This window comes from Cytobacillus solani, assembly GCF_006704205.1.
GTDB classification, from domain to species: Bacteria; Bacillota; Bacilli; order Bacillales; family Cytobacillaceae; genus Cytobacillus; species Cytobacillus solani.
The window spans coordinates 898,678-924,959 of the sequence record NZ_CP041305.1 but is presented as its reverse complement, the minus strand read 5'-3'; the positions used below and the strand labels follow the sequence as shown (position 1 = coordinate 924,959).

General features: G+C 37.2%; 29 protein-coding genes. 26 read left to right on the top strand and 3 right to left on the bottom strand.

Going from position 1 to position 26,282, the window contains the following annotated elements; all coding sequences use genetic code 11:
• Nucleotides 1–113: 113 nt before the first annotated feature.
• The 3 genes from FI644_RS04825 (at nt 114) to FI644_RS04815 (ending at nt 3,243) form a co-directional block, all read left to right on the top strand.
• On the top strand, nt 114–1,796 hold the full coding sequence (locus FI644_RS04825) for an FAD-dependent oxidoreductase (protein ID WP_056682691.1): 1,683 nt from the start codon (nt 114–116) through the stop codon (nt 1,794–1,796).
• 183 nt (nt 1,797–1,979) lie between these two features.
• Entirely contained in the window at nt 1,980–2,612 is a 633-nt protein-coding gene (locus tag FI644_RS04820; RefSeq protein WP_053478979.1) for a class I SAM-dependent methyltransferase, read from the top strand.
• A gap of 67 nt (nt 2,613–2,679) precedes the next feature.
• Nucleotides 2,680–3,243, top strand: coding sequence for an LPXTG cell wall anchor domain-containing protein (locus FI644_RS04815; RefSeq protein ID WP_181758180.1), 564 nt, complete (start codon nt 2,680–2,682; stop codon nt 3,241–3,243).
• Between the two features lie 97 nt (nt 3,244–3,340).
• On the opposite strand, the gene FI644_RS04810 is transcribed toward FI644_RS04815, so the two are convergent.
• Nucleotides 3,341–4,738, bottom strand: a complete 1,398-nt coding sequence (locus FI644_RS04810; protein ID WP_053478977.1) for a YceG family protein — start codon at nt 4,736–4,738, stop codon at nt 3,341–3,343.
• Nucleotides 4,739–4,962: 224 nt separating this feature from the next.
• Between FI644_RS04810 and FI644_RS04805 the strand changes: the two genes are divergently transcribed.
• The 8 genes from FI644_RS04805 to FI644_RS04770 all read left to right on the top strand — a co-directional run bounded on the left by FI644_RS04805 (nt 4,963) and on the right by FI644_RS04770 (nt 12,412).
• Nucleotides 4,963–5,772: a DUF2262 domain-containing protein gene (locus FI644_RS04805; protein WP_142108993.1), complete on the top strand. Its 810-nt coding sequence runs from the start codon at nt 4,963–4,965 to the stop codon at nt 5,770–5,772.
• A gap of 275 nt (nt 5,773–6,047) precedes the next feature.
• On the top strand, nt 6,048–6,368 hold the full coding sequence (locus FI644_RS04800) for a PadR family transcriptional regulator (RefSeq protein WP_053478976.1): 321 nt from the start codon (nt 6,048–6,050) through the stop codon (nt 6,366–6,368).
• Nucleotides 6,361–6,960, top strand: coding sequence for a DUF1700 domain-containing protein (locus FI644_RS04795; protein WP_053478975.1), 600 nt, complete (start codon nt 6,361–6,363; stop codon nt 6,958–6,960). Before FI644_RS04800 ends, FI644_RS04795 begins: the two co-directional genes overlap by 8 nt.
• A gap of 1 nt (nt 6,961) precedes the next feature.
• Nucleotides 6,962–7,924, top strand: coding sequence for a DUF4097 family beta strand repeat-containing protein (locus FI644_RS04790; protein WP_053478974.1), 963 nt, complete (start codon nt 6,962–6,964; stop codon nt 7,922–7,924).
• A gap of 218 nt (nt 7,925–8,142) precedes the next feature.
• On the top strand, nt 8,143–9,291 hold the full coding sequence (locus tag FI644_RS04785) for a DUF418 domain-containing protein (RefSeq protein ID WP_142108106.1): 1,149 nt from the start codon (nt 8,143–8,145) through the stop codon (nt 9,289–9,291).
• Nucleotides 9,292–9,306: 15 nt separating this feature from the next.
• On the top strand, nt 9,307–10,422 hold the full coding sequence (locus tag FI644_RS04780; RefSeq protein ID WP_056682697.1) for a sensor histidine kinase: 1,116 nt from the start codon (nt 9,307–9,309) through the stop codon (nt 10,420–10,422).
• Complete coding sequence (locus tag FI644_RS04775) at nt 10,415–11,020, top strand: response regulator transcription factor (RefSeq protein WP_142108105.1); 606 nt, start codon at nt 10,415–10,417, stop codon at nt 11,018–11,020. The genes FI644_RS04780 and FI644_RS04775 overlap by 8 nt, the downstream gene beginning before the upstream one ends.
• A gap of 261 nt (nt 11,021–11,281) precedes the next feature.
• Nucleotides 11,282–12,412 (top strand): TIGR04053 family radical SAM/SPASM domain-containing protein, encoded by a 1,131-nt coding sequence (locus FI644_RS04770; protein WP_142108104.1) that lies wholly within the window; start codon nt 11,282–11,284, stop codon nt 12,410–12,412.
• A 158-nt stretch (nt 12,413–12,570) separates the two neighbouring features.
• On the opposite strand, the gene FI644_RS04765 is transcribed toward FI644_RS04770, so the two are convergent.
• Together FI644_RS04765 and FI644_RS04760 are read right to left on the bottom strand one after the other, a co-directional pair.
• Nucleotides 12,571–13,005, bottom strand: a complete 435-nt coding sequence (locus tag FI644_RS04765) for an ImmA/IrrE family metallo-endopeptidase (RefSeq protein ID WP_053478969.1) — start codon at nt 13,003–13,005, stop codon at nt 12,571–12,573.
• 18 nt (nt 13,006–13,023) lie between these two features.
• Nucleotides 13,024–13,467 (bottom strand): helix-turn-helix transcriptional regulator, encoded by a 444-nt coding sequence (locus tag FI644_RS04760; protein ID WP_053478968.1) that lies wholly within the window; start codon nt 13,465–13,467, stop codon nt 13,024–13,026.
• Nucleotides 13,468–13,719: 252 nt separating this feature from the next.
• Here FI644_RS04760 and FI644_RS04755 point away from each other — a divergent pair, with 252 nt between their 5' ends.
• The 15 genes from FI644_RS04755 to FI644_RS04685 all read left to right on the top strand — a co-directional run bounded on the left by FI644_RS04755 (nt 13,720) and on the right by FI644_RS04685 (nt 26,270).
• Nucleotides 13,720–14,178 carry a helix-turn-helix domain-containing protein gene (locus FI644_RS04755; protein WP_056682704.1) on the top strand — a complete coding sequence of 153 codons (459 nt, stop codon included), beginning with the start codon at nt 13,720–13,722 and terminating at the stop codon, nt 14,176–14,178.
• 877 nt (nt 14,179–15,055) lie between these two features.
• Complete coding sequence (locus FI644_RS04750) at nt 15,056–15,481, top strand: phage tail terminator family protein (RefSeq protein ID WP_053478966.1); 426 nt, start codon at nt 15,056–15,058, stop codon at nt 15,479–15,481.
• A complete protein-coding gene (locus FI644_RS26250; protein ID WP_172797617.1) occupies nt 15,474–15,644 on the top strand; it encodes a hypothetical protein in 171 nt (56 codons plus the stop codon). Before FI644_RS04750 ends, FI644_RS26250 begins: the two co-directional genes overlap by 8 nt.
• Nucleotides 15,644–16,960, top strand: coding sequence for a phage tail sheath family protein (locus FI644_RS04745; RefSeq protein WP_142108102.1), 1,317 nt, complete (start codon nt 15,644–15,646; stop codon nt 16,958–16,960). The genes FI644_RS26250 and FI644_RS04745 overlap by 1 nt, the downstream gene beginning before the upstream one ends.
• 1 nt (nt 16,961) lies before the next feature.
• Nucleotides 16,962–17,423: a phage tail tube protein gene (locus FI644_RS04740; RefSeq protein ID WP_053478964.1), complete on the top strand. Its 462-nt coding sequence runs from the start codon at nt 16,962–16,964 to the stop codon at nt 17,421–17,423.
• A 13-nt stretch (nt 17,424–17,436) separates the two neighbouring features.
• Nucleotides 17,437–17,832, top strand: coding sequence for a phage tail assembly chaperone (locus tag FI644_RS04735; protein WP_142108101.1), 396 nt, complete (start codon nt 17,437–17,439; stop codon nt 17,830–17,832).
• Between the two features lie 386 nt (nt 17,833–18,218).
• The gene (locus FI644_RS04725; RefSeq protein ID WP_181758179.1) at nt 18,219–20,231 is read left to right on the top strand and encodes a tape measure protein; all 2,013 of its coding nucleotides are present in this window, start codon (nt 18,219–18,221) and stop codon (nt 20,229–20,231) included.
• Nucleotides 20,231–20,890, top strand: a complete 660-nt coding sequence (locus FI644_RS04720; protein WP_142108099.1) for a LysM peptidoglycan-binding domain-containing protein — start codon at nt 20,231–20,233, stop codon at nt 20,888–20,890. The genes FI644_RS04725 and FI644_RS04720 overlap by 1 nt, the downstream gene beginning before the upstream one ends.
• Nucleotides 20,891–20,899: 9 nt before the next feature.
• Nucleotides 20,900–21,865: an XkdQ/YqbQ family protein gene (locus FI644_RS04715; RefSeq protein ID WP_142108098.1), complete on the top strand. Its 966-nt coding sequence runs from the start codon at nt 20,900–20,902 to the stop codon at nt 21,863–21,865.
• Nucleotide 21,866: 1 nt separating this feature from the next.
• On the top strand, nt 21,867–22,196 hold the full coding sequence (locus FI644_RS04710; RefSeq protein WP_142108097.1) for a DUF2577 domain-containing protein: 330 nt from the start codon (nt 21,867–21,869) through the stop codon (nt 22,194–22,196).
• Nucleotides 22,197–22,198: 2 nt separating this feature from the next.
• The gene (locus FI644_RS04705; protein ID WP_142108096.1) at nt 22,199–22,597 is read left to right on the top strand and encodes a DUF2634 domain-containing protein; all 399 of its coding nucleotides are present in this window, start codon (nt 22,199–22,201) and stop codon (nt 22,595–22,597) included.
• A 1-nt stretch (nt 22,598) separates the two neighbouring features.
• On the top strand, nt 22,599–23,678 hold the full coding sequence (locus FI644_RS04700) for a baseplate J/gp47 family protein (RefSeq protein ID WP_142108095.1): 1,080 nt from the start codon (nt 22,599–22,601) through the stop codon (nt 23,676–23,678).
• Nucleotides 23,671–24,258: a putative phage tail protein gene (locus tag FI644_RS04695; protein ID WP_053478956.1), complete on the top strand. Its 588-nt coding sequence runs from the start codon at nt 23,671–23,673 to the stop codon at nt 24,256–24,258. Before FI644_RS04700 ends, FI644_RS04695 begins: the two co-directional genes overlap by 8 nt.
• Nucleotides 24,255–24,539 carry a hypothetical protein gene (locus FI644_RS04690; protein ID WP_053478955.1) on the top strand — a complete coding sequence of 95 codons (285 nt, stop codon included), beginning with the start codon at nt 24,255–24,257 and terminating at the stop codon, nt 24,537–24,539. Before FI644_RS04695 ends, FI644_RS04690 begins: the two co-directional genes overlap by 4 nt.
• On the top strand, nt 24,540–26,270 hold the full coding sequence (locus FI644_RS04685) for a tail fiber protein (RefSeq protein WP_142108094.1): 1,731 nt from the start codon (nt 24,540–24,542) through the stop codon (nt 26,268–26,270).
• The last annotated feature ends 12 nt before the right edge of the window (nt 26,271–26,282 follow it).

Here is a 26,282-nt window from a genome sequence, read left to right as displayed (position 1 = left end):
GGTAAAAGGGGATCTATATTTTCTTTAATTGATTGAATTTTCCCTCTTTTTGAAATTGTATTATATCATATTATTATTAGGCTAGGATACATTTGTAGGGGAGGATTGAAGATTTGAGTAAACAATGGGATTCCAGTTTTGATGTGGTAGTCGTTGGATCAGGAGCAGGAGGATTGACTGCAGCTTTAACCGCTAGATTGCGAGGGCTTTCTGCGATAGTTGTGGAAAAAACAGAGCTTTTTGGAGGTTCAACGTCTAAATCCGGTGGCACGGTATGGGTGCCTAATAACCTCTATCTTAAAGAGGCTGGGGTAGAGGACTCCTACGAGCAAGCAAGTGCTTATATGGATGCAGCCATAGGTAATCGTGTGCCCAAATCCTTAAAGGATGCTTACCTACGTAGAGGTCCGGAGATGATAAAGTACCTCCATGAAAATACAGAACATGTTAGATGGGAATATACCCCTGGATATTCTGATTATTATCCTGAGCTTCCTGGCGGAAATCCGAATGGGCGGGCAATGGAAGCACAGCTGTTTGATCTCAATAAACTAGGAGAAGATGAAAAGAATTTGAGAAAAGCTGGACTGCCAACGAAAGGGATGGTGCTAAAGTCTAGTGAATTTCATAAAGTGAATATGATTACAAGGACTTGGATTGGAAAAACAACATCATTGAAAGTAGGCATGCGCCTTATTCGAACGAAGCTTAGTTCATATAAGCCTACCACTCTTGGAGAGGCACTTGTTGCGCGATTATATACTTCGTTAAAAGAAGCTGGCGGGGAGGTCTGGCTGTCAACTCCTTTTCATGATCTTATATTCGAAAATAATCGTGTGTCAGGCATTGTCGTTGAACAAAAGGGGAAGAAAATGAAAATCGAAGCAAAGCATGGGGTCATTTTCGCCTCTGGAGGTTTTTCACACAATCGTAAGCTTCGTGAAAAATACTTGCCGCAGCCAACGAAAACAGATTGGACCTTATCATCCGAAGGGCAAACGGGTGATATCATTGAAGCGAGCCGTAAATTAGGTGCAAAATTGGATTTAATGGATAAGATGTGGGGAACGCCAACATCCATTCCACCTGGTACTCCAGCCTTTATGCCTGTTGCTGAACGTGCAACACCAGGTCTGATTATTGTGAACAGTAAAGGGGAGCGTTATTTAAATGAATCAGTCCCTTATCATGAGTTTGTTGATAAAATGTATGAAAACAACCAATCAGAGGCAACAACTGTTCCTTCTTGGATGATATTTGATCAAACCGTGAAAAAACGATACCTGGTCTTTGGCATCATGCCGGGACAATCATTCCCAAAAACATGGGCAGAAACAGGGTATTTAAAGGTAGGGCATACACCGGAGGAATTAGCTGAAGGCATCGGGATTTCACCGAAGAAACTTGCGGCAACCATAAAACGCTTTAATAAATTTGCCGTTGATGGCAAAGATCAAGACTTTAAGCGTGGGGAAAGCGCTTATGACCGCTACTACGGGGATCCAACCTTGAAAAATCCTAATCTAGCTCCATTGGAAAAAGCACCTTTCTATGCGATTCCAATTTATCCTGGAGATATAGGGACAAAAGGCGGTTTAGTTACGGATGATTTGGCAAGGGTTATGCAAGAAAACGGGCAGCCGATCCAAGGACTATATGCAACTGGAAATTGTGCGGCCTCTGTTATGGGAGAAACGTATCCTGGACCTGGTGCAACGATCGGTCCATCGATGGTGTTTGGCTATGTAGCAGCCAGTGAAATGGCTGCTGTTGCGGCTAGACTGAAAGAGGCATAATAGCCGGTAAGTATATTTAATCTTTAGTATATTCAATAAAAAATGGGGAGCTCAGGCTCTCCATTTTTTATTGAATGCAGGGGTAAGGTTTCTATTTTAATAAGAACTCCTGAAAATAAAGGATTTCCTTGTTTTTTAAAGAATAAGGTTACTAAAAGAGAGACTATATAAGAGGAGTTCAAAATGAATAATAAATGGAATCAAATAATCTATAAAGCTTGGTCGCCATTCTATGACCGTTTTTTCAACAAAGGTATGTTTTTAAAAGCAAGAAAAGAAGTATTTAAGGATATAGAATTTATTAATGGAGAAAAAGTTCTCTTTGTGGGCTGTGGCACAGGTGCTGATTTAGTATATGTTCCATACAATAATATTAAGATAACAGCCATAGATTATTCTAGTGACATGCTTGACAAGGCAAAGGAAAAATTTCCCCATATAAATATTACATTTCTGCAAATGGATGCGCAAAACCTAACATTTCCTGATGAAACGTATGACATCGTAATTGCAAGTTTACTTCTTTCTGTTGTTCCGAATCCGCAAAAGTGTATGGAAGAGATGATTAGAGTAGTAAAACCTAAGGGAAGAATAATAATTTTTGATAAATTTATCCCTAAGAACGAAGAGCTATCACCAATTAAAAAAGCTGTAAGACCGCTTATCTCCATGCTAGGTACAGATATTGGAATCAATTTTGAGAAATTATCCGAGCCTTTTGTAAAGCAACTATCCATTCAAACTGATATTCCTATTATGTTAAATGGGATGTATAGAAAGATTATAAGTATGAAAATTCCAGATGCAAGAGAATAATTCTATTACTTTGTACATAATATTACTCATAGTACGTATGGTTTTGCTAGAGATTGAGGTGATTTTTTTGAAAAAAAGTATTCCAGTTCTCTCATTCATTTTTTGCTTATTATTAATAGGCACTTTTCCTTCTATGGCCAGCGCTTGCTCGTGTGCAGAATTACCTAGTGTAGAAACTGAATTTGAAAATTCGAGAGCGGTTTTCAGTGGAAAAGTTATCGATATAAGAGAAAAAGGAAGTTTAAAAGGATATCGATCAAAGTCTGTTCTTTTTGAAGTAAAGAACACCTGGAAGGGTGTAAACCAATCACAAATAATCATAACTACTGGTCAAGGCGGAGGTGACTGTGGAATTGATTTTAAAGAAGGAGAAGAATATCTGGTTTACGCAAATGATTCCACCATGTATGGTAAAAAAACACTTGTATCAATCATATGTGATCGAACAAATGATTTGAAATCTTCACAGGAAGACTTGGAAATACTAGGCGAAGGACGAGCACCTACTGAAACAATTGATTTTAGGGATAAGCAAAATGGAAGTCAATGGTTTATATGGGGTGGAGGCGTTTTAGTCATTGGTATTATAGGAATCTACCTTTTAATGAGACGAAAAAAAATAAATAATTAAGAACTTATATATAATAGAAGAAAAAGGCAACTGCTCAATAACAAATAAATCCACCGCTTCATTATTATCATCATTTGAAGCGGTGGATTTTACTATGCTAGTTCGTATGTTCAATAAAATTCTGGGCAAATAAGTATATTTTTTGTGAGGGCACAGCTAGATTAAGATTTTGCCCATTATCAAACCCTGCGGTGATCAAGCCTACTAGTCTCCCAAACATATCGAGCAAAGCACCGCCAGAGCTTCCATTAGAAATCGGTGCAGTGAATTGAATCATGGATAACTGATTAATTTCTCTAAAACCGGAAACAATCCCATCAGAGACAGAATTAAATAATCCTAATGGGCTGCCGATGGCGACAATTTTTTGGCCGCGAACTAATTCACCATCTGTCTTAACAATTAAAGGGGAGCAATGTTTATCCACTTTTATTATGGCCAGGTCAAATTGCTGGTGATATTTAATGAAATGATCTGTTACATATTCTTCTGTTTCATTTTCATAGAGCACTGAAAAAAGATGCCCGCCTTGAACTACATGTAAATTCGTTAAAATATATCCTTTACTATGAATGACCACACCAGAACCGTAGCATACAACCTTATTTTCGTTATCATATACTTTAATCATAACAACTGAGTTTGATAGACCAGCCAGCTGTTCATAACTCAGTTCTGCAGCAGGCACCCGGATTTGGATTTGTTTTACAGGATTGGCTATCTTGGGCTGGGAGATTATATTTGGCCTAGAAGGCATGGGTGCAATCTCTGCACTTGGTTTAATTGAATAATCAGGTAACTTAATTGGCTCTGAATAGAAATTACTGCATTTATATAATGTGGAGTAAGTTTCGGCTTCAGGATGCAAATGGATAATGTCCTCTTTCGGATTCATATAGCAGATATCACAGCCAAGCTTAGATAAGAAATACAAAAATAATAATTCATGCTGTTTAATATCACCGATAAAAATGACTTTCGGGGAAGTTCCTGAGTTAGTAAAAAGCTTAGGTAAATAGATTTCCATCCAATGTAAAAATTTAATGACGAAGTTTTTCGTTAAACTTGGATTCATGTTCGGATGGGTTTGAGTATACATTGAAAGAACCTGCATAAAGGTAAGCTTTTTCGTCCACTCAAGGGTGTCATTATGTAATGGGGCACACAGATTTGCATGATAAAGAGAATTTGAGTTGCTAGCAGAAGGTGAAACCACCGTTTGCCAATTCTCCCAAACATTTGCCAGTCTGTTAATATCATTGTTATTAGATATTCTCTCAAGCCCTTGTAAACGTAAATAAGGAGCAGTGGACATGTGCTGATCAATCTTTAGAATCGTTTCTGTGTAATGTTTAATGGATTCAGGAATACCAATATATCTTACAAAAAGAACCTCTTTTGAAACGGACTCTTTTTTATTTATAGTCATAAAATCCTCAAGAGGACTATTTGTTGATTTAAGTTTTACCTTTAAAGGCTTTGTTCTTACAATCATAAATCATTCTCCTGTTTCCAATTATTTGTATAATGTAATTATAAGGAAATTATTGAAAAGTTCATAGGCAGAAATTTTAATAAGTAAATATATACAAAGGTATAGGGTATTATTCCCGCTACAAAGATTTTATTAGATAAAGGGGGAGAATGGAATCATCCAAATGGTATATTTTAGGTTTAATATATAAAGAAGATATTTATAATGAAAGGAATGTTAGGAAGATGAGTATATCGCGCGAAAAAAGTAGATTTGATAACAGATTCACAGAAGAAGTAATCGAAATTACAGCTGTTACAGGGGCGTCGGGAATTGGGGCAGGAAGAGGTGGTGGAGCTAAGCTGTGGAATGCATCCATTCCATTAATTGCATGGAAAAATGTATTATCTACTGAAACGAAAATAGAAGAGTTACGGTTAGAATGGCAAGTGAATGATGAAGAATGGGAACAATCCAAAGATATTTTGAAAAAGAATACAGTTGTGAGATTACTTGTAAGAAGAGCAGAGAATTCAATGATGCTTGTTAAGGTTTTGGAGACAGCATATAAAGATGATGAGTTGGAAATGATTCTGCAGGAATCGTTAAAGCCGGTTTTTTACACGGATGAGGTGTTAGGTAAGTTTGAACTGGATAAAAGTGTGAAGACTTTTGAAAAGAAAGTATTATGGGCTGGAGAAGAAGGCAATCTGTATTTTGACTGGGATGAAGATGAAAGCGGGATGAAGGCTGCGTTAGAAACAGCCTACGCTCTTTTCGAAAATCAAGAGGAATGGAACATGAAAATTAGAAGGTATGCCGCAAAAGAACTGACTGAATTAGCAAATGATTGGCTTCAGGATAATGAAGAGACAGAGATAGACGAGATTACAAATGACATGTTCATGGAACTTATGAAATTAGATTGTATTAGTGTTTATTCAGACGGTGACTTTAATTTATTCTTTTTTGATGGGGAGATGTTTTGGGGACATTCGATCATTGTAAGTGGAAATATTAATGGAGATCTTACTTCGGCTGAAATTGCAGGATAAATGCAGGAACAAGAGGACAGGAACCTTGTCCCAGTTAAGGAAAAGGGGGACATGGCTCCTATCCTATGTTCTGTTATATCCCACCCATGAAAGAAGCTATTTTAAACAATAGCTTCTTTTTTATATTATTTATTCTAACCCTTAAACAATCTAAGTGGAAAATTTTTCAATAATATACGTTGACACAACATATTATACGTCATATAATATGTCTAACACCAATACTATACGATATATAATATGTGCTAATGTATAATACATGGAGGTGTACAGTTATGTCATTTCAGCTTGGTTCCTCTTTGCTTGATGCTTGTGTCCTGGCCATATTAGCGAAGGAGGATGCATATGGGTATTCTCTTACACAGCAAGTGCGCGAGGTTATGGATATTTCAGAATCGACACTTTACCCTGTTCTGCGAAGGCTGCAAAAAGGTGACTATTTAACAACCTATGATCAGCCTTTTCAAGGAAGAAACCGGCGGTATTATCGAATTACTCCAAGCGGTCGCTCCAAATATGAGGAGCTGCTTGAGGAGTGGATAGATTATAAGCAAAAAATTGATTCAGTCCTATTAGGGGGAATAAATCATGAGTAGGGAAGAGTATTTAAAAGTGCTGCGGCAAAAGCTTAATAAATTGCCGAATGAAGAAATAAACGCAGCCATAGATTTCTATAATGAATATTTTGATGAAGCGGGTGAGGAAAATACAGCAGAGGTAATAGCTAAACTAGGTTCACCGGCACTTGTGTCCTCGCAAATTTTAGCGGAATACGCTGTAAAAGGTTTGGATAATGAATCAAGCACAGCTAAAAAAGGACTGTCAGCTGTATGGTTCATCATTCTAGCTATTCTCGCATCACCGATTGCTTTACCATTGCTTTTACTTGTTGTTTGTCTTGTATTTGCTGTAGTGCTGCTTTGTGGAAGCTTTCTATTAACATTCTTCCTTCTAAATGTATCTCTAGCTTTAGCAGGCATTGTTAGCATAGTTGCAGGGTTTGCTGTGATTACACAGCATTGGCAAACGTCTCTTTTCTTTATTGGCATTGGATTAACAGCTTCTGGAATAGGTATTCTTTTATTCCCTCCACTTGTATTAGTAACAAAGAATATAAGTAATTCATTAGCTAAATGGCTGAAAAGGCTTTTCGATAAAATAACACGCAGACGTAAGGAGGGAATGTAAAATGAAAACCTCAAGAAAAACAATGACGATCATTGCGAGCTGCATGATTGTTATGGGAATTATTCTTAGCGTGGCTGGCTTGTCTGCAGGGGCAAGGTTTACCATTACTAATACAAAGGATGGCTTTCAGGTAATCGGACCAGAGGATCGGATAACGGAAGAATTTTCTTTGCCTTCCTTTAAAAATATAAAGATTGATTTCAAAGATGCAGATGTAGAGATCATCCCATCATCCGAATATAAAATCGAAATAAAGACATTAAAAGGAATAGAGATTACACATGAAGTAAAGAATGACACACTTATTCTAACAAGTGAAGATCAAAAGTCTGGCCCGAAATTTTTCCTTAATTTAACTTTAACGAGCACTCCGCAGCCAGCTATTAAGATTTATGTTCCAAAGGACGCAAAATTCTCTGATATCTCATTAGTGAACAAATTTGGAGATATTCGCTTAGTTGAAATGATAGTGGATAAAATGGACATTTATGCGAACGATGGGGATATTGTAATCAAGGATTTGCAATCCGATGAATTAACAATTGAAAATGGGTTTGGAGATATTACAGGAAGCAAGGTGAAAACAGAAAGATTACACGTGGAAATGAATGATGGCGATGCGGAATTTAATGGGATAGAAGCAGCTTCAACTGTTTTTAATAATAAGTTTGGTGACATTACCTTCAGAGAATTTACTAGTCAAGAGCTTTCGATGAAAAGCAATGATGGAGATATCGACATTCAAGGAAAGCTTCTAGGAAATTCCGTCATTCATTCAAGCTTTGGGGACATTGATTTGAAGCTGTCTAATAAAGAATCAGAGCTAAGCTACAATATCCGCAATCAATTTGGAGATATTTCAATTAATGATAATAATTTCGAAGCAAAGGCAACGCATAAGGCAAATACTGAACATAAGCTAGATATCGTTTCTAATGATGGGGATGTTCAAGTTGACTTTTAAATGCACCACGATCCGAGTCTCTTTATTGAGATTCGGATTTTATTGATTAATGGAGTTTTACATAAAGGATTTTGATTTAAATGGACGTGCTCATATGAGCACGTCCATTTTTTTGTATATGACACCTGTCATAAAAAACTCCTGATAAGTGTGAATATTGATTGCTTATTTTCACAGTTAAAATAAAATTATCAAATCAGGAAAGGAAATGGAAATGGATGAATACAAACAATAAACGAATTCGCTTACTAGATATTTTAAGAGGATTTGCCGTGCTGGGGACATTAGGTACAAATATATGGATATTTGCCTACTTAGGGGACTTGTCTTATATTTTCACATATGATCATTCTGCATGGTGGAAGTCTTTTCAAGATTTTATCAGGATTTTTGTTTTATTTTTGGTGAATGGAAAGCTGCTCGGTTTATTAACCATTATGTTTGGCGTAGGTCTTGAATTAAAATATCAGCAGGCTTTAAGAAAAGGAAATGCTTGGCCGGGTGTTTATATATGGACTTCCTTTATCTTAATGATGGAGGGCTTTATTCATTTCACGCTTGTCATGGAATACGATATTTTAATGAGCTATGGGGTAACGGCGATCATTGTTTCCTTTATTGTAAAGGGCGGAGATCGGGTGATTGCTAGGGCGATGAAGATCATTGGCGGACTTCACGGCGGTTTTATGCTGCTGCTTTTAGTGCAAGGAATCGTTCTTGGATTTACAGCGTCGAATGTGTCAATTGGTGATATAAAAGAAATCGTATTCCTCTATCAAAATGGAAGCTGGATAAAGCAGATTCAATATCGTCTATTAAATTTCGTATTTTTACGTACAGAGGTTATTTTCGTTATTCCTATGAATATATTTCTCTTTTTGCTTGGTGTTCGTCTAATGAGATCAGGTGTCTTTTCTCCTGATGAAAATGGCAAGAAACAGAGAAAGAAATTGATAAAATTAGGCTTGTATGTAGGCATTCCGCTAAATTTACTCATCTTTGTGCCAGGGGGCATCTTTGATTTTCCGGTGCGTTATCTATTTGCACCCATTTTATCTTTAGGTTATTTAGCATTTATTGCTAAAATAGTAGAAAGAACCCAGAGCTTTTGGCTTTGGAGCAAGCTTGAAAGTGTTGGAAAGATGTCGCTAAGCTGCTATGTTATGCAAAATTTAATCTCAGCGATCGTTTTTTACGGCTGGGGCATTGGTCTAGGCGGAAAAGTAAATTCTGTGACGATTGTTCTTATTTGGCTGTTTATTAGCACGATTCAAGTCATATTTGCGAATATTTGGCTGCAGCATTATAAGTTTGGTCCTATGGAAGCTGCTAGGAGATATACTTCAAGATTAGTAGAAACTAAATAAAAGGAGTTCATCGTAATGCTAAAAAAGCTTTATCCTTTTGATCAGATTCAAAAATATTTGCTTATTGATGTGATTACTATTGTGATATTAATTTATAAAGTTTGCATTACGAATGGAGCAATAGGGCTTCCAGGGCAGCTTTTTTTAGTCGTTTTGTATTTAATATGCTTTTATATTTGCTTGTGGCATAAGGATTGGAGGCTTTCTGCAGCCAGTTTTGCAGGCTGCCTCATTCTTATGCTATTAGCCGTTTATGTGGATAAATGGATTTTACTTTTCGGATTTATTTTTGCTGATTTGCTTGGAAGAGCAAAGCGTAAGGTAGATCTTGGAATCGGGATCATTGGCATTGCAGTGATGCATATTTTATTCGGTTTATTAACAGAAGGAAGCCCGTTTGCAATTGTCAAAACGCTGCATTTCCCCTTTATGATTGTGCAAATGCTTGTGCCGGTTGTTATTTTTATAAGAGAAAAGGCAAATGTTCTTCAAGAGGAACTCGATACGGCAAACGCTCAGCTTATTTTGGAGAAGGAGAGGCAGAGAATAGCGAGGGATTTACATGATACACTTGGGCAAACATTAACGATGATAAAACTGAAAAGCGAGTTAACAAAGAGGTTAATTGAAAAAGATGAAAACAAGGCGAAACAGGAGCTAGATGATATTTTAAATACATCCCGCTTTGCGTTAAAGCAAGTGAGGGAACTCGTTTCAGATATGAAGTTTGTTTCGCTTGAAGAGGAGATCGAACAATCACAAAGAGTTTTGCAAACTGCTGGTATTGCAATGATTCATGAGAAACAAGAACAGATGCCTTTATTATCGAATGTTGCGGAAACGATGCTGGCACTTTCTGTAAGGGAAACCATTACGAATATTGTCAAACACAGTAAGGCTAACCATTGTACACTTTCTCATTTTGAAGAAAATGGATATTGTTGCATTCAAGTAATAGATGACGGAAATGGTCAATTAAAGGAAGGCAAAGGAAATGGAATACTGTCCATTAAGGAGCGGATCGATATGCTTCAAGGGCAGGTTGAAATCTATGGGAGTCCACAAAAGGGCAGTACGATCACGTTGAGGGTACCAATTCATTTAAATGGAAGGGGAGGATACCGTGATTAGAGTTGTAATAGCGGAAGATCAGAAAATGCTTCGTGGGGCGTTAACTTCATTATTAAAGCTGGAGGATGATATAGAAGTCGTAGCAGAAGCTGCAGATGGATTGGCGGCATGGGATGCGATTATGGAATATCAGCCTGATGTGTGTTTATTAGATATTGAGATGCCTTCGATGTCAGGTCTTGAAATTGCAGAGAAACTTAAGCAAGAGAATCATTTATCAAAGGTTATTATCGTCACGACATTTGCCCGCCCTGGCTATTTACAAAAAGCAATTGATACGCAGGTGGAGGGCTATTTATTAAAGGAAGAACCAATCGATTTTCTAATTGAAGCGATTCGAAGTGTAAAAAATGGTGAACGTGTACTAAGTACGGACTTAGCGGCAGCATTATTTTTAAAAGAGGTGAATCCATTAACAGAGCGGGAAATGGATGTACTCCGTCTCGCAAAAAAAGGGATGACGACAAGAGAAATTGTCAAAGCCTTATATCTAACAGATGGAACGGTTAGAAACTATTTATCTTCTGCCATCCAAAAGCTAGAGGTTACGACGAGACAGCAGGCGATTGAGAAGGCGAAAAATAAAGGATGGATTTAAAACGGTATAAAATGAAACCTTTCACAACAATCTATTGAGATGTAAAAATGATCCAGTGATTTTTAATGCTAATACAAATGTGAATGAATCGTGAATCCTCTTTTCAATACTACGCATACTGTAATGTCAGATTTGTATTATTTTCAGCATACATAGGTATGTAAGTAGAATTGGTGAACTCTATTAAAAGTCCAATGAAGATGCATTATAGTACCTGTATAGGTATTTAATCATATTATATGTAAAGTATGGTGATAAATAATGCATCCAATTATTGATTACAATGAAAATCCATTTATCGTAATCTGGGAAACGACGAGAGCGTGTCAGCTGAAATGCGTACATTGTAGAGCTGAGGCGCAAACAACCCCACATCCTGATGAGTTATCGCATGAAGAGGGAATGAATCTCATTGATCAAATCTACGAAATGAATAATCCCATGCTAGTGTTTACAGGCGGGGATTGTATGATGAGGGAGGATCTTTATAAGCTAGCAGACTATGCAGTGAAAAAAGGGATGCGAGTTTCAATGACTCCAAGTGCTACTCCTAATGTGACGAAGGAAAAAATGATCATGGCGAAAGAGGCCGGATTATCCAGATGGGGGTTTAGCCTTGATGGACCCACACCAGAGATTCATGATTTTTTCCGTGGAACCCCAGGTTCATTTGATTTAACCGTTGAAAAGATTCAGTATTTGAATGAACTAAATATGTCTCATCAAATTAATACGGTGATAAATAGGTATAATTATGATCATCTCGAAGAAATGGCAGAGCTGGTGAAGGAACTGAAGGCGGTTGTGTGGTATGTATTCACTCTCGTTCCGACAGGGAGAGGACAAATGAAGGATTGCATTACACCTGCTGAGCATGAAAAAGTATTTCGCTGGCTATATGACTTAAGCAAATCAGCTCCTTATGATATTAAAACAACTGCTTCGCAGCATTACCGCCGAGTGGTTCTGCAAGAAAAGGTGCGTGAAAAGGCTTTAAGCAAAGATAATATTCGCTACGAGGATACGATTACAAAAGACATCGCATTTATGGTAGATGGATTAAAACGTGCCCCACGTGGTGTGAATGATGGAAATGGCTTTGCTTTCGTTTCACATATAGGTGATGTGTACCCAAGCGGACTGCTTCCAATTAAAGCCGGAAATATTAAAGAAACGCCATTAAAAGAAATTTACCGGGAATCCAGCATTTTCAAAGAGTTACGTGATCCGAATAACTATAAAGGAAAGTGCGGCGTTTGTGAGTATCGCTTTGTCTGTGGCGGTTCCCGTTCAAGAGCATATGCAGTAACTGGTGATTATTTAGAAAGTGAACCGTTCTGTGTCTATATTCCTGAAGCATTAAGAAATAAAAAGGAACAGATACGACATTAAACTTAAAGCCATAAAGAAATATCGTACGAAAAGACGTACGATATTTCTTTATGGTTTCCCACCGAATGATATTTTTTGATATATGGAACTTGATCCATTCGGTCTATCATTTTGTTTTATTTTAATTACTGTAATTACGATCTTTTGCCCAATATCCCTTAATACTTTTTCAAATGAATAATCTCTGAGGGTACGCCGTAAGCAGCAGAAGCCTCGTAAATAGTAGTGGTATTGTTCATATTTTCATATAGCAGCTCGTCTGGTATTAAAATTTCAACGGCAAAGATATCTGCCTCAACCTCTATCTTATCTAATGAGAAAAGTGTGTTTTTTCTCAAGAATGGAGTATTTACCCTTGGATGAAGGATTGCGTGTCCTAATTCATGAGCACATATATATTTCTGCATCTCATTGTCTAAATTGTTATTAATAAAAATATATTTATTCCTTTTATCATATTTATAAAAGCCTAAAATTTCCTCATGTAAATCCCATGGAATGATGTGTATCTTCTTTAAAGATGCAAGCTCGAATGGGTCAGAAGTTTTGTGCTTTTTCTTTATTTCATTCACTATTGTTTTGATCCATCCCAATGATATCGCCTCGCATCCCTACTCATTCTCTTTTCTGTATTTATGAGGAACGTATTTTTTATTAATCCGTTGTGTTTGGCGAACAGCATATTCCATTGCCTCTAACAGTGATTCGATTGCCTCAGGGCTCATAGGCTCTCCATTGAAACTTAACCCGTCTTCACTAGTTAGATCATTTTTGATTTTTTCCATTCGTTTAGCAATGTCTTTTTCGTCTTTTTCAGAAAAAGGCGATAGGTTAGAAGAAACATACAGTTTATCTTCAGAATGTCCAATCAATTCATTCATAGGAATATTGAAAAACTCACAAATCTTATCTAGCATGTCAAATCGTGGTTTTGCTATATCATTTTCCCAAGAATTATATCGCCCTCTTTTTATCCCCAGTTTGTCAGCAACTTCATATTGACTTAGCCCTTTTTTTTTGCGAAGGCTTTTCAGACTTTGTCCAAGAGTCATCATGGTCTCACCTCGAGTGAAAAATATTTTATCCATTTTTTGATTGACAGATAATATTTTTATCCAATATAATTTAATTACTTACTAAAGAAATATAAAATATGGAAAAAATGTTGATAAATAATCCAATTTTAACCAAAATGATAATTTTATTATCTAATATGTATTATAAGAATATTAAATTATCCGGTCAACTTATTTCGATATTTTTTTTGTGAGATTGGATAAATAAATTATCATAAGGAGGGTATATAAATGAATTGTAATGAAATCGAAAAACTGATTTATGATTATCATTGGTTACGTAAAGAAGTGTGCCGATTAGAAAAGATTGTTTTTGGATTTTCTGTACCTATAAAAAGCATTGGGGTCACACAATATGGAATAGAAGCAGCCATGCCAAAAGGGAGTTTACTGAAGAGTGAGGCAGAATTAGAAGCGTTAGACATAAGAGAGAGACGATTATATAAACGTTTAAACATGTATAGAAAAAAAGTATTTGCGATTGAAAAGATTGCAGAGCTTTATTTAGTAGATGATCAAGAGCTTACATTAATGGATTGCATGATGGAAGGCATGAGCTATCGAGCGATTGCAGCTCATTTAGGACTTTCGAGAGAAAAAGTCCGAACCTTAAAAAACGAAATGATCGACCATATCCACCAAAATTGCCACTTTTTGCATGAGTTGAAACGGGATAAATCAGCAGTGTAAAATGAGATCAAGGCGAGAGGTCATCACGATTGACACTATAATTGAGAGAAAGACTCCATTTTTTGAACAGTAGGGAAATGTCGTTAAAAGAAGCGGAACCCATTTTTTAGTGAAAAAGGAGACTGCGGTAACATAAAAAGATAATGGAACCTGTTTCTTGAAGAAAAAGGAAAATATGGGCACGTAAAAAGATAATGGAACCCGTTTCTTGAAGAAAAAGGAAAATATGGGCACGTAAAAAGATAATGGAACCTGTTTCTTGAAGAAAAAGGAAAATGTGGTCACGTAAAAAGAAAATAGAACCCGTTTTTTGAAGAAAAAGGAAAATGTAGGCATGTAAAAAGAAAATAGAACCCGTTTCTTGAAGAAAAAGGAAAATGTGGTCACATAAAAAGATAATGGAACCCGTTTCTTGAAGAAAAAGGAAAATATGGTCACGTAAAAAGAATTGTCTAAGGCAAGAATTAAGCACTTCCTTATTTTAAAGTAAGTGCTTTTTATTTTGGAATCATGCTTTAGTAAAATTAGATGAAATGATCAGCCATATCTGCCAAACCTGCCACTTTACGCACGAGTTGAAACAGAGGAAACCAGCAGTGTAAAATGAGGTCAAGGAGATGAATTCAATACCTTAGTAATTACTTAGTTTTAATTAGTGATAATAAAAATGAATGTAAAGAGCACTTACTAGATTAAAAGAGTAGGTGCTTTTTTATTTGCCGTTTTAGTATTGTCGGCGTTAAAGAACAAGACAGTTTCGGTGGTGACCAGTGTTAACGAGCTTACTTGAAGGGAGGTGATTAAATAATGAAAAAATCTTTAAAAATCAACTTATAAATTTGGAGTTGATGGATATGCAACAGAGAGGAGGGAGTGAATGATCACTATAAATGAAATGAGAAAGGCAGTAATGGCCACTTTAAAGACTTATTTTTCTTCTATAACTTTATATGAAGAACAGAAACAAGGTGCAGAGGGACCTTGTTTTTTTGTTAGGCTGCTTTCGACTAAACAATTAAGGGAAATCAATCGGCGATATAAGCGCAGCCATTCCTTTGATATCACCTATTTGCCTAGTTCAGCGAACACAATGGATGAAATAGATATAATTGCTGAACAGCTGTACCGGTATTTAGAGTATATCGATTTAAATGGCAGCTTAGTCCATGCATTAAACATGAGGCACGAAATCATTGAAGGTGTTTTTCACTTTTTTGTTGATTACGACTTTTATGTTGTAAAAGAAAAAACCAATCAAATTAAGATGCAGAAGCTTGAACAGGAGGAATTTGTCCATGATTAAGTCAAAGAATAAGGCAGGCTTTTCAAAAGAGCAGTTTCTAAATTCGGATCGCTATGCCGATAAAAGAGATTTACTACAAACTGTACTTAAGGATGATGAAAAATATACGGCGGAACAAGCTGATAAATTAATCAGCGCTTTTTTAAAAAAGGAGGCTAAATAATGGCAGGCGGCACTTATACAGCGATGAATAAAGTAAGACCGGGTGTATACATCAATTTTGAAAGCGAACCGAAACCATTAGGTTCACTTGGTGAGAGAGGAATTGTTACATTTGCACTTCCTCTTAGCTGGGGTGTGGAAAAAGAAGTGCTTGAGATTGAAGCAGGTGAAAATGTTAGAGCGAAGCTAGGGTATAGCCTCACAGATCCAGAGCTTTTACTTGTTCGCGAAGCATTGAAAAGAGCGAAAAAGGTGATTCTTTATCGATTAAATGAAGGAACAAAAGCGACAGCAACTGCAGATACCCTAACGATTACAGCAAAATATAGCGGAATTAGAGGAAATGATATCTCAATTGCAGTTCAAAAAAACATTGATGATGCGACTAAATTTGATGTCCAAACACTTGTTGAGGGTGCTGAAATGGATTTACAAACGGTAGAATCCATCGAGCAGCTGCATTCCAATGATTGGGTAACTTTTAGCGGAACTGGAGTCCTGACCGAAACAGCAGGAATTTCTTTGGCAAATGGATCAGACGGCACTGCCACGAATGAGGATCATTTAGATTATTTATGTGCTATCGAGGTTTTTGAATTTAACACGATTGGATTAACAGCAGCCGATACCATGCTGAAATCACTATATAGCTCGTTCGTTCATCGCTTACGTAGCGATGAAGGGATTAAGGTCCAGCTGGTTGTTGAAAATTATCCAATAGCTGACGGGGAAGGCGTCATCAGTGTTAAGAATGGAGTGATTCTATCCGATGGAACAGCACTATCCGCTAACCAAGCAGTAGCATGGGTGGCTGGTGCAACTGCGGCAGCTGATGTTAATGAATCTCTAACCTACCAGGCCTATGATGATGCAGTAGATGCTGAGCCTCGATATACCAATTCACAAATTGAAGCTGCATTAAAGAATGGCGAGTTTGTATTTGTTCAAAGCAATGGCCTTGCGATGGTCGAGCAGGATATTAATACGCTTAAAAGCTTTTCACCGAAGAAGGGAAAACATTTTTCAAAGAATCGTGTCATCCGTGTGCTTGACGGCATTAATCAAGATATTAAACGGATCTTTGAAAAATTTTACATTGGAAAAGTAGACAATAATGCTGATGGCCGCAACCTTTTACGGAATGAATTGAACAACTATTTATTGATGCTGCAAAACGTCAATGCCATTCAAAACTTTGATGCGCAAAAGGATGTCACAATCCAAGCAGGCAGCGATTCGGACAGTGTATATGTTGAAGTACATGTACAGCCAGTAGACTCTATTGAGAAAATTTATATGAAAGTACAGGTGAAGTAAAATGGCATTTTTACAAGCAAGAGATGCAATCTCTGGACAGGAAGGAAGAGCATATGCAACGATCAATGGCAATGTAGAAGAAATGTTCTATGTTAAAACGCTAGAAGCGACCGTTGAAAAGCAAAAATCAGAAATGAAAGCTCTTGGCCGAAGAGGAACGCAGCACAAAGCGACTGGATGGAACGGCACAGGAAGTATGACTATTTACTATGTAACGACACGATTCCGCCAGCTGATGCTTGATTATATTAAAACCGGAAAAGATGTATATTTTGACATTCAAATTGTGAATGAAGATCCAACATCAAGTATCGGAAGACAAACCGTCGTTTTAAAAAATGTCAACTTAGACAATGTGATCATGGCAAAGGTTGATACAGAAAGTGAATTTCTTGAAGAAGAAACAAATTTCACTTTTGATGATGTGGATATTTTGGAGAGTTTTGTAGCACCAACAAATTAAGGGGGAAAAGAAGATGAGTAAACTGCAGGCATTTTTTTCTCAAAATGTTAAGTGTAATAAACAGCTAGATGTGATTATTTCTGAGAGATTTATTGATGAAAACGGTAAACTAATCCCTTGGAAAATTCGCTCGATGAGTGAAAAAGAGAATGAATTAATTAGAAAAAATACACCACGTGATAAAAAAGGGAATATTGATGGGGAATCCTACGCAGCCAAGCTTGTTACCGAAAGTGTTGTTTTTCCTAACTTAAAGGATCCTGATCTTCAAAAGTCTTACGGTGTTATGGGGGCTGAGGATTTACTTAAAGAAATGCTTTTATCAGGTGAGTATTCAAGACTTTGTCAAAAGGTACAAGAAGCAAACGGATTTGATATCAATGAAATGATTCAATACGCAAAAAACTAATCAAGGAGGGCGATGCAGATGCAAATTATGCATACTATGCCCTCCATAAGCTCCGCATTCTTCCACATGAACTTATGAATATGAGTCTACGAGAAAAAGCAGTCATCTATGCGATGATTGATTATCGAATAGAACAAGATAGAAAGGAAGAAGCAAAAGCACGGATGATGTCACGAAATAAAAGATAAGGTAAATGGAAAGCACTCAAGTATATAGGGTGCTTTTCTGCTTTTGAAAAGGTGGTGGAGAAGACGTCAATTAATAATATAATGAGCAGTTTTTCAAGCTCATTACAAAATATGAATCAAAATATGAAGCAGACTAATTTTGCCATCGTAGAATTGAATCGCTCAATAAATCGGTTCACGAATCATCTAGTAGGAACATTGCAAAGAATTGCTGCCGCCGAAGCTTCTCTGCTCAACTCCCAAAGTAATCCCCCTAACCAGAATGATGCAGGAAATGATAATGGTTCTATCAGTGGCGGATTAGGTAAGGTTATAAATGGATTTAATAAAATATTAGGGACGGCAGAAAAAGTTTATGCAACTGTCGATGCCACAATGGCATTTGCGGACGGTATTACAGCCACTAATACACGTTTATCTTTTATAAATGATGGTTTAAGAACGCAGTCTCAGTTACAGCAGCAAGTTTTCGATGTTGCAAATCGTACTGCTACTAGCTATGAGTCGACAGCAGGATTTATTTCAGCGCTTGGATCAGCTTCAAAAGGTGTTTTTAAGAATAATGACGATATGCTGGCTTTTACCGAAAGCTTTAACAAAACGCTTGATATAGGTGGAGCAGACAAAGGGACTAAGGATAATGTTAGTCAGCTGATGATTCAGGCGCTGGGAAATGGAAAAATGCAAGATATTGGGTTCAGAGAAATGAGTAAAGCGGCACCTGCTATTATGGATGTTTTATCAGCGGGTCTAAGTATTTCTGAAACTGAGCTGCAGAATTTGGGAGAAGAAGGAAAGCTGACAGCAGACATGATCGTAAAGGCTTTTGAAAATCAAAGCAATGTAATAGATGGTATGTTCAAGCATATGCCTTTAACTTTCGAGGGTGCAACAAACATTATGAAAAACAAATTTGTTGAATTTATTGGGAATCTCAATCAGGTTGGAGGACCACTAACCTTAATAACGGAACAGATGCAGGGCTTTATAGCCTGGTTAAATTCTGCAAATGGAGAGCAGTTTTTCAATGGTTTAGCGATGGGGATTGATCTTGTTGTAAGAGGTTTCGTATTCTTAACAGATGTTATTGGGCGAGTTTTTAACTTTGTTTTAACCTATTTGCCGGAGATTTCAGCTATGCTTTTGACTTGGGGAGCAACGCTAATCCCTTCAATAATTGCTAAACTTTGGGGGATGGTACCGCCAATTTTTGCACAAGCCATGGCATGGCTTGCTGCTAATTGGCCAATATTATTAATCGTTGCTGCGGTAGGGCTTTTAGTTTTTATTATTCGGCAATTTGGCGTTACAACAGATCAAATTGTAGGTTTCGTTGCTGCGGTGTTTTCCTCTCTCTTTGCGCTAATTTATAATAACATCGCCAACATTTGGAACTTCTTTGCGATGCTCGCGGAATTTTTAATTAATGTATTCATTGACCCTGTTTATGCTGTCAAGAAGCTCTTTTATGATCTTGTCAAAATGGCTGTGAACAATCTTGCTTCATTAGCAGGTTCGTTTGATATGGTAGCTGATATTTTGGGAAAAGTTTTTGTAAATGGTGCAAATTTAGCAATAGGAGGAATAAATGCTCTTATTAGGGCTTTGAACAAAATTCCAGGTGTTGATATTCAGGAAGTCAAAAAATTTGAAAGCGGTGCTAGCAGTAGACTGTCTGACAAACTTAAAAACTTTGTTAATAATCTTGAAGAGCCTAAAAGTGATAAAAACGTAGTAAAAATCCCACGTATGGAGTTAAAGTCAGTTCCTGAATCATTTCAAAATGGCTACAAAACTGGCAGTGATTTCGTTAAAAACCTCGGGAAATCTGATGGACTTGAAAGTTTTGCAGGTAAAAACTTTTTTAAAGATAAACCGGGTATGCCAGGTGGCAATAATTTCACTAATATGAATAATGGCAGTAACGGCTTCTCTAATATGAATAATGGCGGTAATCAATTAGCGAACATCGATAAAGTTGGAGAAGTAGGAAAAATCAATGATACTGTGGATATTTCCAGTGAAGACATAAAAACAATGCGAGAGCTGGCAGAAATGAAGTCGATCCAAAACTTTGTGTCACTGCAACCGAGCGTGAATGTGGAAGGGATAAGCGTTCGGGAAGAAGCAGACATTAATACGATTGTTGCAAGGATTGAACAAAAGCTGGAACAAGAATTTTATGCTGCAGCTGAGGGTGTGTATATGTAATGACTGATTATGAAATATGGCTTTCATTTAATAATGAAGCGGAGGGATTCCAGTTGCCTGAGAATCCCTCTTCTATTGAAATCAAGGATGCAAATAGTAATAAAACCTATCATATTTCAGGAATAGGGGAAATTAATGTATTAAAAGATTCATCGCTAACTGAATATACATTTGAAGGTGTATTCCCTTCTCAGAAAAATCCTTTCGTGTTAGCAAAAAGAGCACTTGAACCAGAAAGCTATGTGGATTACATTCGGAAGTGGATGGCTTCGAAGCAGCCGATCCGCTTCATCTTTACGGGTTCAACTTTTTCTATTAATACACTTGCAAGTATTGAAGCATTTGAGTGGAAAGAAGCTGGCGGTGCAGTTGGTGATATTGAATATAAGCTGTCTTTGAAAAAATATGTGCATTATGCAGCTCAAAAGGTGAAAGTTGTCAATAAAGCTGCAGCTAACAAGCAAGCATCTCCTCGCCCGGATAATCGGGCTCCGGCAAAAATATATAAACTAGTTAAAGGTGATAGTTTATGGAAAATTGCACAAAAATTTTTAGGCAGTGGCTCTCGCTATAAAGAAATACAAAAGCTAAATAATATTAAAGAGTCAGAGCTGCGAAAGCTTCCTATAGGACTGGAAGTAAAATTGCCTCCAAAGTAGGTGGTAGCAATGGAAATTTTATTAGATAACAAAAACGGGAATGTCTGGGATATAACGAATATGGTTTCAAATGTTGCCTGGAAAACGACGAGGATCGGCCGTGCTTCTAGTTTGGAGCTGACGATGATCAAAGGCTCACCAAATCAAGATAAAGCATTCCAATGTAATAATGGCGATGTCATTCGCGTAAAGGATGAAAATCAGCCAGTGTTTTACGGCTATATTTTTAAAATTGGAAGCGGGAAAAGTGAAGAGGTCAAGATCACTGCCTATGATCAAATACGATATCTAATGACAAATGAAACCTATGTAGGCACGAATGTAACAGCCACCCAAGTAATAAAAAAAATAGCGAATGATCTTAAATTAAAGCTGGGTGTAATTGAAGATACAAAACACCAAATTCCAACATTGATAGAGGATGATAAAAAGCTTCTTGATACGATCTGTAAATCACTTGATTTAACATTAATCGCCACAACGCAAAATTATGTTTTTTATGATCATTTTGGTGCATTAACTTTAAAGAATATTAAAAACATGAAGGCAGACGTTGTTATTGGGGATGAAAGCTTAATGCATGATTATAGTTACGAAAAGTCTATCGATGATGAAACGTATAATCGCATCAAAATCATTCGGGATAATAAAGAGACGGGAAAACGTGATGTGTATATTGCAGAGGATAGCAGCAATATTGCAAAATGGGGTCGTCTCCAGCTTCTTCATAAGGCAGATGAAAAAATGAATGAGGCTCAAATTAATAATCTATTAGATCAATTGGGTACTCTTAAAAATCGTGAACATAGGAAAATAAAAATTAGTGCGATTGGAGACTTGAGGATTCGGGCAGGATGCTTCGTTCCTATCATTCTAAGTGAATTTGGTATCCGTCAGTATTTTTTAGTTGATGAATGTACTCACAGTTGGGAAGGGGCAGATCATACGATGTCGCTGGATTTGAAGGTGATATAAAATGAGCATGATCAATATCATTAAACAAGCAGGGGTTGGCGCCATACATGCGCAAAACCCTGTTCATATTCTATTTGGAACGGTAACAAAATCGAATCCTCTTGAGGTGAATGTCGAGCAAAAATTCACTCTCACAGAGGATTTTTTAGTACTGACAGAAAGGTTGACCCGGTATGAGGAGAACGAGCATACTCACTCATCGGCAAATGGAGAAACCGCACCGCCCTCTAAGCCGCTTATTATTCAAGCTGGTTTAAAAAATGGTGATAAGGTGATCCTGCTGCGAGTGCAAGGCGGACAGCAATTTGTGGTCCTTGATAAGGTGGTGTGAACATGACAATCCCACAGTCTGATTTTATTGAAGAGCTTGAATTGGTGGCGATTTTTCCGAGCTTGACGTATAAGATTGATTTTCAGAAAAAAAGAATGTCTGGCATGACAGATCAGCTTGCTGCAATTAAGCAGGCAGTCTTTATTATTTTGCACACAGAACGCTTTAAGCACATGATATACAATGATCATTTTGGTATTGAATTAGAAAATTTAATAGGGACGAACCCCATATATGTGAAATCAGAGCTAGCTCGACGCATAACTGAAGCGCTGCTTCAAGATGATCGAATAACAAGCATTGAAGATTTTCAATTTATTTTTAATGAACATAACGTGCAAGTAACATTTACTGTCGAAACAGAATATGGAAGCTTTCAGGAAGCTACGGAGGTGAATTAGAATGTATGAACAGATGACACCTGAATATTTACTTGATCGCATGCTAAGCAGGGTATCAGCCAATTTTGATAAACGTGAAAGCTCACCGATTTATACAGCCATTGCACCAGTTGCCTATATCCTTGCTGAATTTTATGCCGATTTAGATGTACACAATAATCTTTCTTTTGTTGACTCTGCGGATGGAGAATATTTAGCAAGAGGGACAAGTGAGCATGGGATCAATAAAAACCTTGCCACTTTTGCAAAAAGAAAAGGAAAGTTTTATGGAGCGAATGCAACCCCGATGGATGTCCCAATTAATAGCCGCTTCTCAATTGGTAGTTTATATTATCTAGTTGAAAGCAGGCTTGGTTTAGGTGAGTTTATTTTGAAGTGTGAGACAGCAGGGACTGCAGGGAATGAACAGTTTGGTGTCCTTCTACCAGTTGAATACATTGCTGGACTAGTTGAAGCGCAATTAGCTGATGTACTGATCCCTGGTGAAAACGAAGAAGAGGATGAGGCTTTGCGCGAACGATTCTTTGAGGAAGTAAATGAGGAACCTTTCGGAGGCAATGTTGCAGATTATAAAAAGATGCTCAATACACTGGATGGCATCGGAGGTACAAAGGTTTTCCCGGCATGGCAAGGCGGAGGTTCTGTTAAATGCTGTGTTCTTACAAGCGATTTTAATGAGCCAACTCCAGATTTTATTCATGAAATACAAGAAAAAGTAGATCCAATCCCTGTTCAAGGACAAGGGCTCGGACTTGCGCCAATGAACCATTTTGTCACGATTACTGGTGCTGCTAAAATTCTCTTAACTATTGAGTCAACGATTACCTTAGCGAATGGTGTGACAATTGGTCAAGTAGTAGGTGACATTGAAGCGATACTAAAGGATTATTTTCTATCTCTGCGAAAAAATTGGAAGAACGAAGTTAACACGATTATCCGTTTATCTCAAATTGAAGCGCGGATATTAACGATCCCTAATATTGTGGATGTAACAAATACAACTATAAATGGTTCTTCAGTAAATGTTGAACTAGATGCCGAAAAAATTCCTTTCTTAGACCAGGTGATTTTAAATGGCTGAAGCATATTTAACCCAATTACCGCCAATTTTTCATGATATCCCTGAGTTTTTGGAGATTGCTAAAGCTGTTGATAAAGAGGTTCAATTGCTTGAAGCGGAAATAGAACAAATCTTTCGTAATCGCTTTGTGCAGACTGCTAACGAATACGCAATTAAACGTCACGAAAAACTGCTTAAAATTCAAGCGGATCCGGAAACGGAAAGCTTAGACTTTCGAAAACGAAGAATAATTAACCGTCAATCAACGAAAGTACCGTTTACCATACGATTCCTTCAGGATAGACTCAACTATTTAGTAGGGGAAGGGAGAGCAGCAGTCTCTGCCGATTGGCTAACCAGCATTTTATCAATAGCAGCTAATATAGGTGATGCGAAGGTTTTTAAAGAGGTTGAGCATACGATTAAGACAGTAAAGCCCGCAAGCATGGTCTATCAACAGCAAACCGCATTAAGCAACACGATTTTGTTTAAAGAGCATATCTCCATGAGGCAAGTTACGAGAATGACAAGGCTCTCAACTACATGGAAGCTCGGCAGCACACCATTTGCTGTAGGAGGAAAGGAGGTGATCATCAAGTGATTTCCCAGGAATTTTTAAGCGAAGTGGCGATTTTCACAGATAAGAAGATTAATAAGGTCGTATTAAATGGAACCTATCAAATTCCTAATTTTGATCTGAAAAAAGTAGCAGCAAATGAGCTTAAGATGAGATATACTGTCCCGTTTGGCTCTGTTGAAAATATTCAACAAATTGAACTAAAAGATGAATTGGATAATGTCATTACTTCGAACCAAGTATACGTTCCAATCTCATCAGATACAATTCTTTCACAGACTATATTTGTAAAGGAGGCACAATAGATGAAATTTCAGCCGAAAACAGACTGGAAATATAACGACACTCCTACTGAAGCAGACTTTAATAGGATTGAGCAGGGAATTTCCGATGCTCTTGAAGGAAACGATCCGATCATTCAACAAGAGACTCCTCCCGATGGTATTAAGGAAGGGAGACTGTGGCTTGACACTAGTGATAATACGTATCAGGGGACTGTATTTGAGAGTATAAAAGAGGAGTTTGGTGCGCATTTGGCGGAAAAAGCGTCGATAAACGGTTATGGTCATACAAAGCTATCCAGCTCTATAGACAGTGACAGTGAATCAATGGCAGCCACGCCTAAAGCGGTAAAGGCAGCATATGATTATGCGAAAAAGGCGTTATCACAAACTAAAACGTTTATAGTAGCAAATGGGGAATCGGTGAATAAAGGGGATGCTGTACAAGTCGACAAAGATGGATGTTTAAGACGCTCAAAGAATAGTTCTCCTATTCCTAATTTCGCTGATCAGACCCGATTAGGGAAACAAATTGTAAATCAACAGTCACCTCATAATCACGGTGTTGTTAAGCTTACAGATGCACTATCAGTATATTTGGTGCAAATAAGGGGTGGTGGTGATGGCTCTGTTTACAAAATGGGAGCGATTGTATGTAGGTTGAATGTTGATGATACAATCACAGAAGGAGTACCACCGACTTATATTGATATGAATAGTCCTTTGCTTATTAATTCACCGAGCTATGTCTCCCTGGCGAGATTAAATGACACTATGTTTTTCTATGCTGCGTTACTAAATGGCTCTAATTATTTAGAAATTGGTATAGGTTATGTAAACCCCGATACTCTAGAATTATCTTATATAACTAAGAAAACAATTGTAAATCACTACTTTAGTAGTTATTCACTCAGCGCCACAGAATTAGAGACAAACACCGTAGCGCTAGTGTATAGACATCCAGTATCTGCTGCTGTAGTTTTACGTATCATTAAATGGGATGGGTTAGATTTAATTGTAGGTAATGAAAACGTAATAAAAACTATCGTAAGTGCTACCACAGGAGTAAAAAAACTTGATGATAATAAACTTTTAGTCTTTTATAATAATTTTGCGCATGTCGTGACGACAAATAACGGGGAAATTGTAGTTTTTCCACAAGTTACGTTATCTATGACACCACACTTAAACGTAATTTATCCTATAAATAAAAATCGTGTTGTCTTGAAATGGGGTCAAACTACGTACTTATTACGTGTAAATGAAGACAATACTCTAACCGAAATAAATAGTGTAATTGGTTATAATACTTCTTTATTATTTAAAACAGCAAATGCATCATTTATCGAAGTGAATACAGGTGTTATGGCAGGCATTTATTATGATGAAGATGAAGATATACTTGTACGAAATACCATTGGTGTACCACTAGACAGTTCACGCGTGCAGCAGCCTGTGGCTGTATGGTTATTGCGAGACAGGGTTATTTTTCATTCTTACACAAACACTTACACGCCAAGATATGATATTGGTTCAATTGTAGGTGATAATGTAAACGTTGTAGGTATTGCAAGTGAAAATAAAAGAGAAGGAGAATCTTGTGTAGTTACTATATCAGGTATAGTAGAGGGATTCGAAGGTCTTGTAACAGGTAGCAGATATGCAGCGGTCAATAGCGTACTTACCAGATCATTCCCTTCAGGGGGTAATGCTTTGGGTAAGAGTGTATCAGAAACTGAATTATTATTATTTTAGGGAGAGGAGGAT

What these genes read in the sequence shown, in the direction of transcription:
- FI644_RS04685 (WP_142108094.1), top strand. Translation starts at nt 24,540, where the DNA reads ATGAAATTTCAGCCGAAAACAGACTGGAAATATAACGACACTCCTACT.
- FI644_RS04715 (WP_142108098.1), top strand. Translation starts at nt 20,900, where the DNA reads ATGGAAATTTTATTAGATAACAAAAACGGGAATGTCTGGGATATAACG.
- FI644_RS04820 (WP_053478979.1), top strand. Translation starts at nt 1,980, where the DNA reads ATGAATAATAAATGGAATCAAATAATCTATAAAGCTTGGTCGCCATTC.
- FI644_RS04780 (WP_056682697.1), top strand. Translation starts at nt 9,307, where the DNA reads ATGCTAAAAAAGCTTTATCCTTTTGATCAGATTCAAAAATATTTGCTT.
- FI644_RS04755 (WP_056682704.1), top strand. Translation starts at nt 13,720, where the DNA reads ATGAATTGTAATGAAATCGAAAAACTGATTTATGATTATCATTGGTTA.
- FI644_RS04700 (WP_142108095.1), top strand. Translation starts at nt 22,599, where the DNA reads ATGTATGAACAGATGACACCTGAATATTTACTTGATCGCATGCTAAGC.
- FI644_RS04805 (WP_142108993.1), top strand. Translation starts at nt 4,963, where the DNA reads ATGAGTATATCGCGCGAAAAAAGTAGATTTGATAACAGATTCACAGAA.
- FI644_RS04800 (WP_053478976.1), top strand. Translation starts at nt 6,048, where the DNA reads ATGTCATTTCAGCTTGGTTCCTCTTTGCTTGATGCTTGTGTCCTGGCC.
- FI644_RS04760 (WP_053478968.1), bottom strand. Translation starts at nt 13,467, where the DNA reads ATGATGACTCTTGGACAAAGTCTGAAAAGCCTTCGCAAAAAAAAAGGG.
- FI644_RS26250 (WP_172797617.1), top strand. Translation starts at nt 15,474, where the DNA reads ATGATTAAGTCAAAGAATAAGGCAGGCTTTTCAAAAGAGCAGTTTCTA.
- FI644_RS04785 (WP_142108106.1), top strand. Translation starts at nt 8,143, where the DNA reads ATGAATACAAACAATAAACGAATTCGCTTACTAGATATTTTAAGAGGA.
- FI644_RS04720 (WP_142108099.1), top strand. Translation starts at nt 20,231, where the DNA reads ATGACTGATTATGAAATATGGCTTTCATTTAATAATGAAGCGGAGGGA.
- FI644_RS04745 (WP_142108102.1), top strand. Translation starts at nt 15,644, where the DNA reads ATGGCAGGCGGCACTTATACAGCGATGAATAAAGTAAGACCGGGTGTA.
- FI644_RS04705 (WP_142108096.1), top strand. Translation starts at nt 22,199, where the DNA reads ATGACAATCCCACAGTCTGATTTTATTGAAGAGCTTGAATTGGTGGCG.
- FI644_RS04790 (WP_053478974.1), top strand. Translation starts at nt 6,962, where the DNA reads ATGAAAACCTCAAGAAAAACAATGACGATCATTGCGAGCTGCATGATT.
- FI644_RS04770 (WP_142108104.1), top strand. Translation starts at nt 11,282, where the DNA reads ATGCATCCAATTATTGATTACAATGAAAATCCATTTATCGTAATCTGG.
- FI644_RS04810 (WP_053478977.1), bottom strand. Translation starts at nt 4,738, where the DNA reads ATGATTGTAAGAACAAAGCCTTTAAAGGTAAAACTTAAATCAACAAAT.
- FI644_RS04735 (WP_142108101.1), top strand. Translation starts at nt 17,437, where the DNA reads ATGAGTAAACTGCAGGCATTTTTTTCTCAAAATGTTAAGTGTAATAAA.
- FI644_RS04710 (WP_142108097.1), top strand. Translation starts at nt 21,867, where the DNA reads ATGAGCATGATCAATATCATTAAACAAGCAGGGGTTGGCGCCATACAT.
- FI644_RS04750 (WP_053478966.1), top strand. Translation starts at nt 15,056, where the DNA reads ATGATCACTATAAATGAAATGAGAAAGGCAGTAATGGCCACTTTAAAG.
- FI644_RS04695 (WP_053478956.1), top strand. Translation starts at nt 23,671, where the DNA reads ATGGCTGAAGCATATTTAACCCAATTACCGCCAATTTTTCATGATATC.
- FI644_RS04740 (WP_053478964.1), top strand. Translation starts at nt 16,962, where the DNA reads ATGGCATTTTTACAAGCAAGAGATGCAATCTCTGGACAGGAAGGAAGA.
- FI644_RS04795 (WP_053478975.1), top strand. Translation starts at nt 6,361, where the DNA reads ATGAGTAGGGAAGAGTATTTAAAAGTGCTGCGGCAAAAGCTTAATAAA.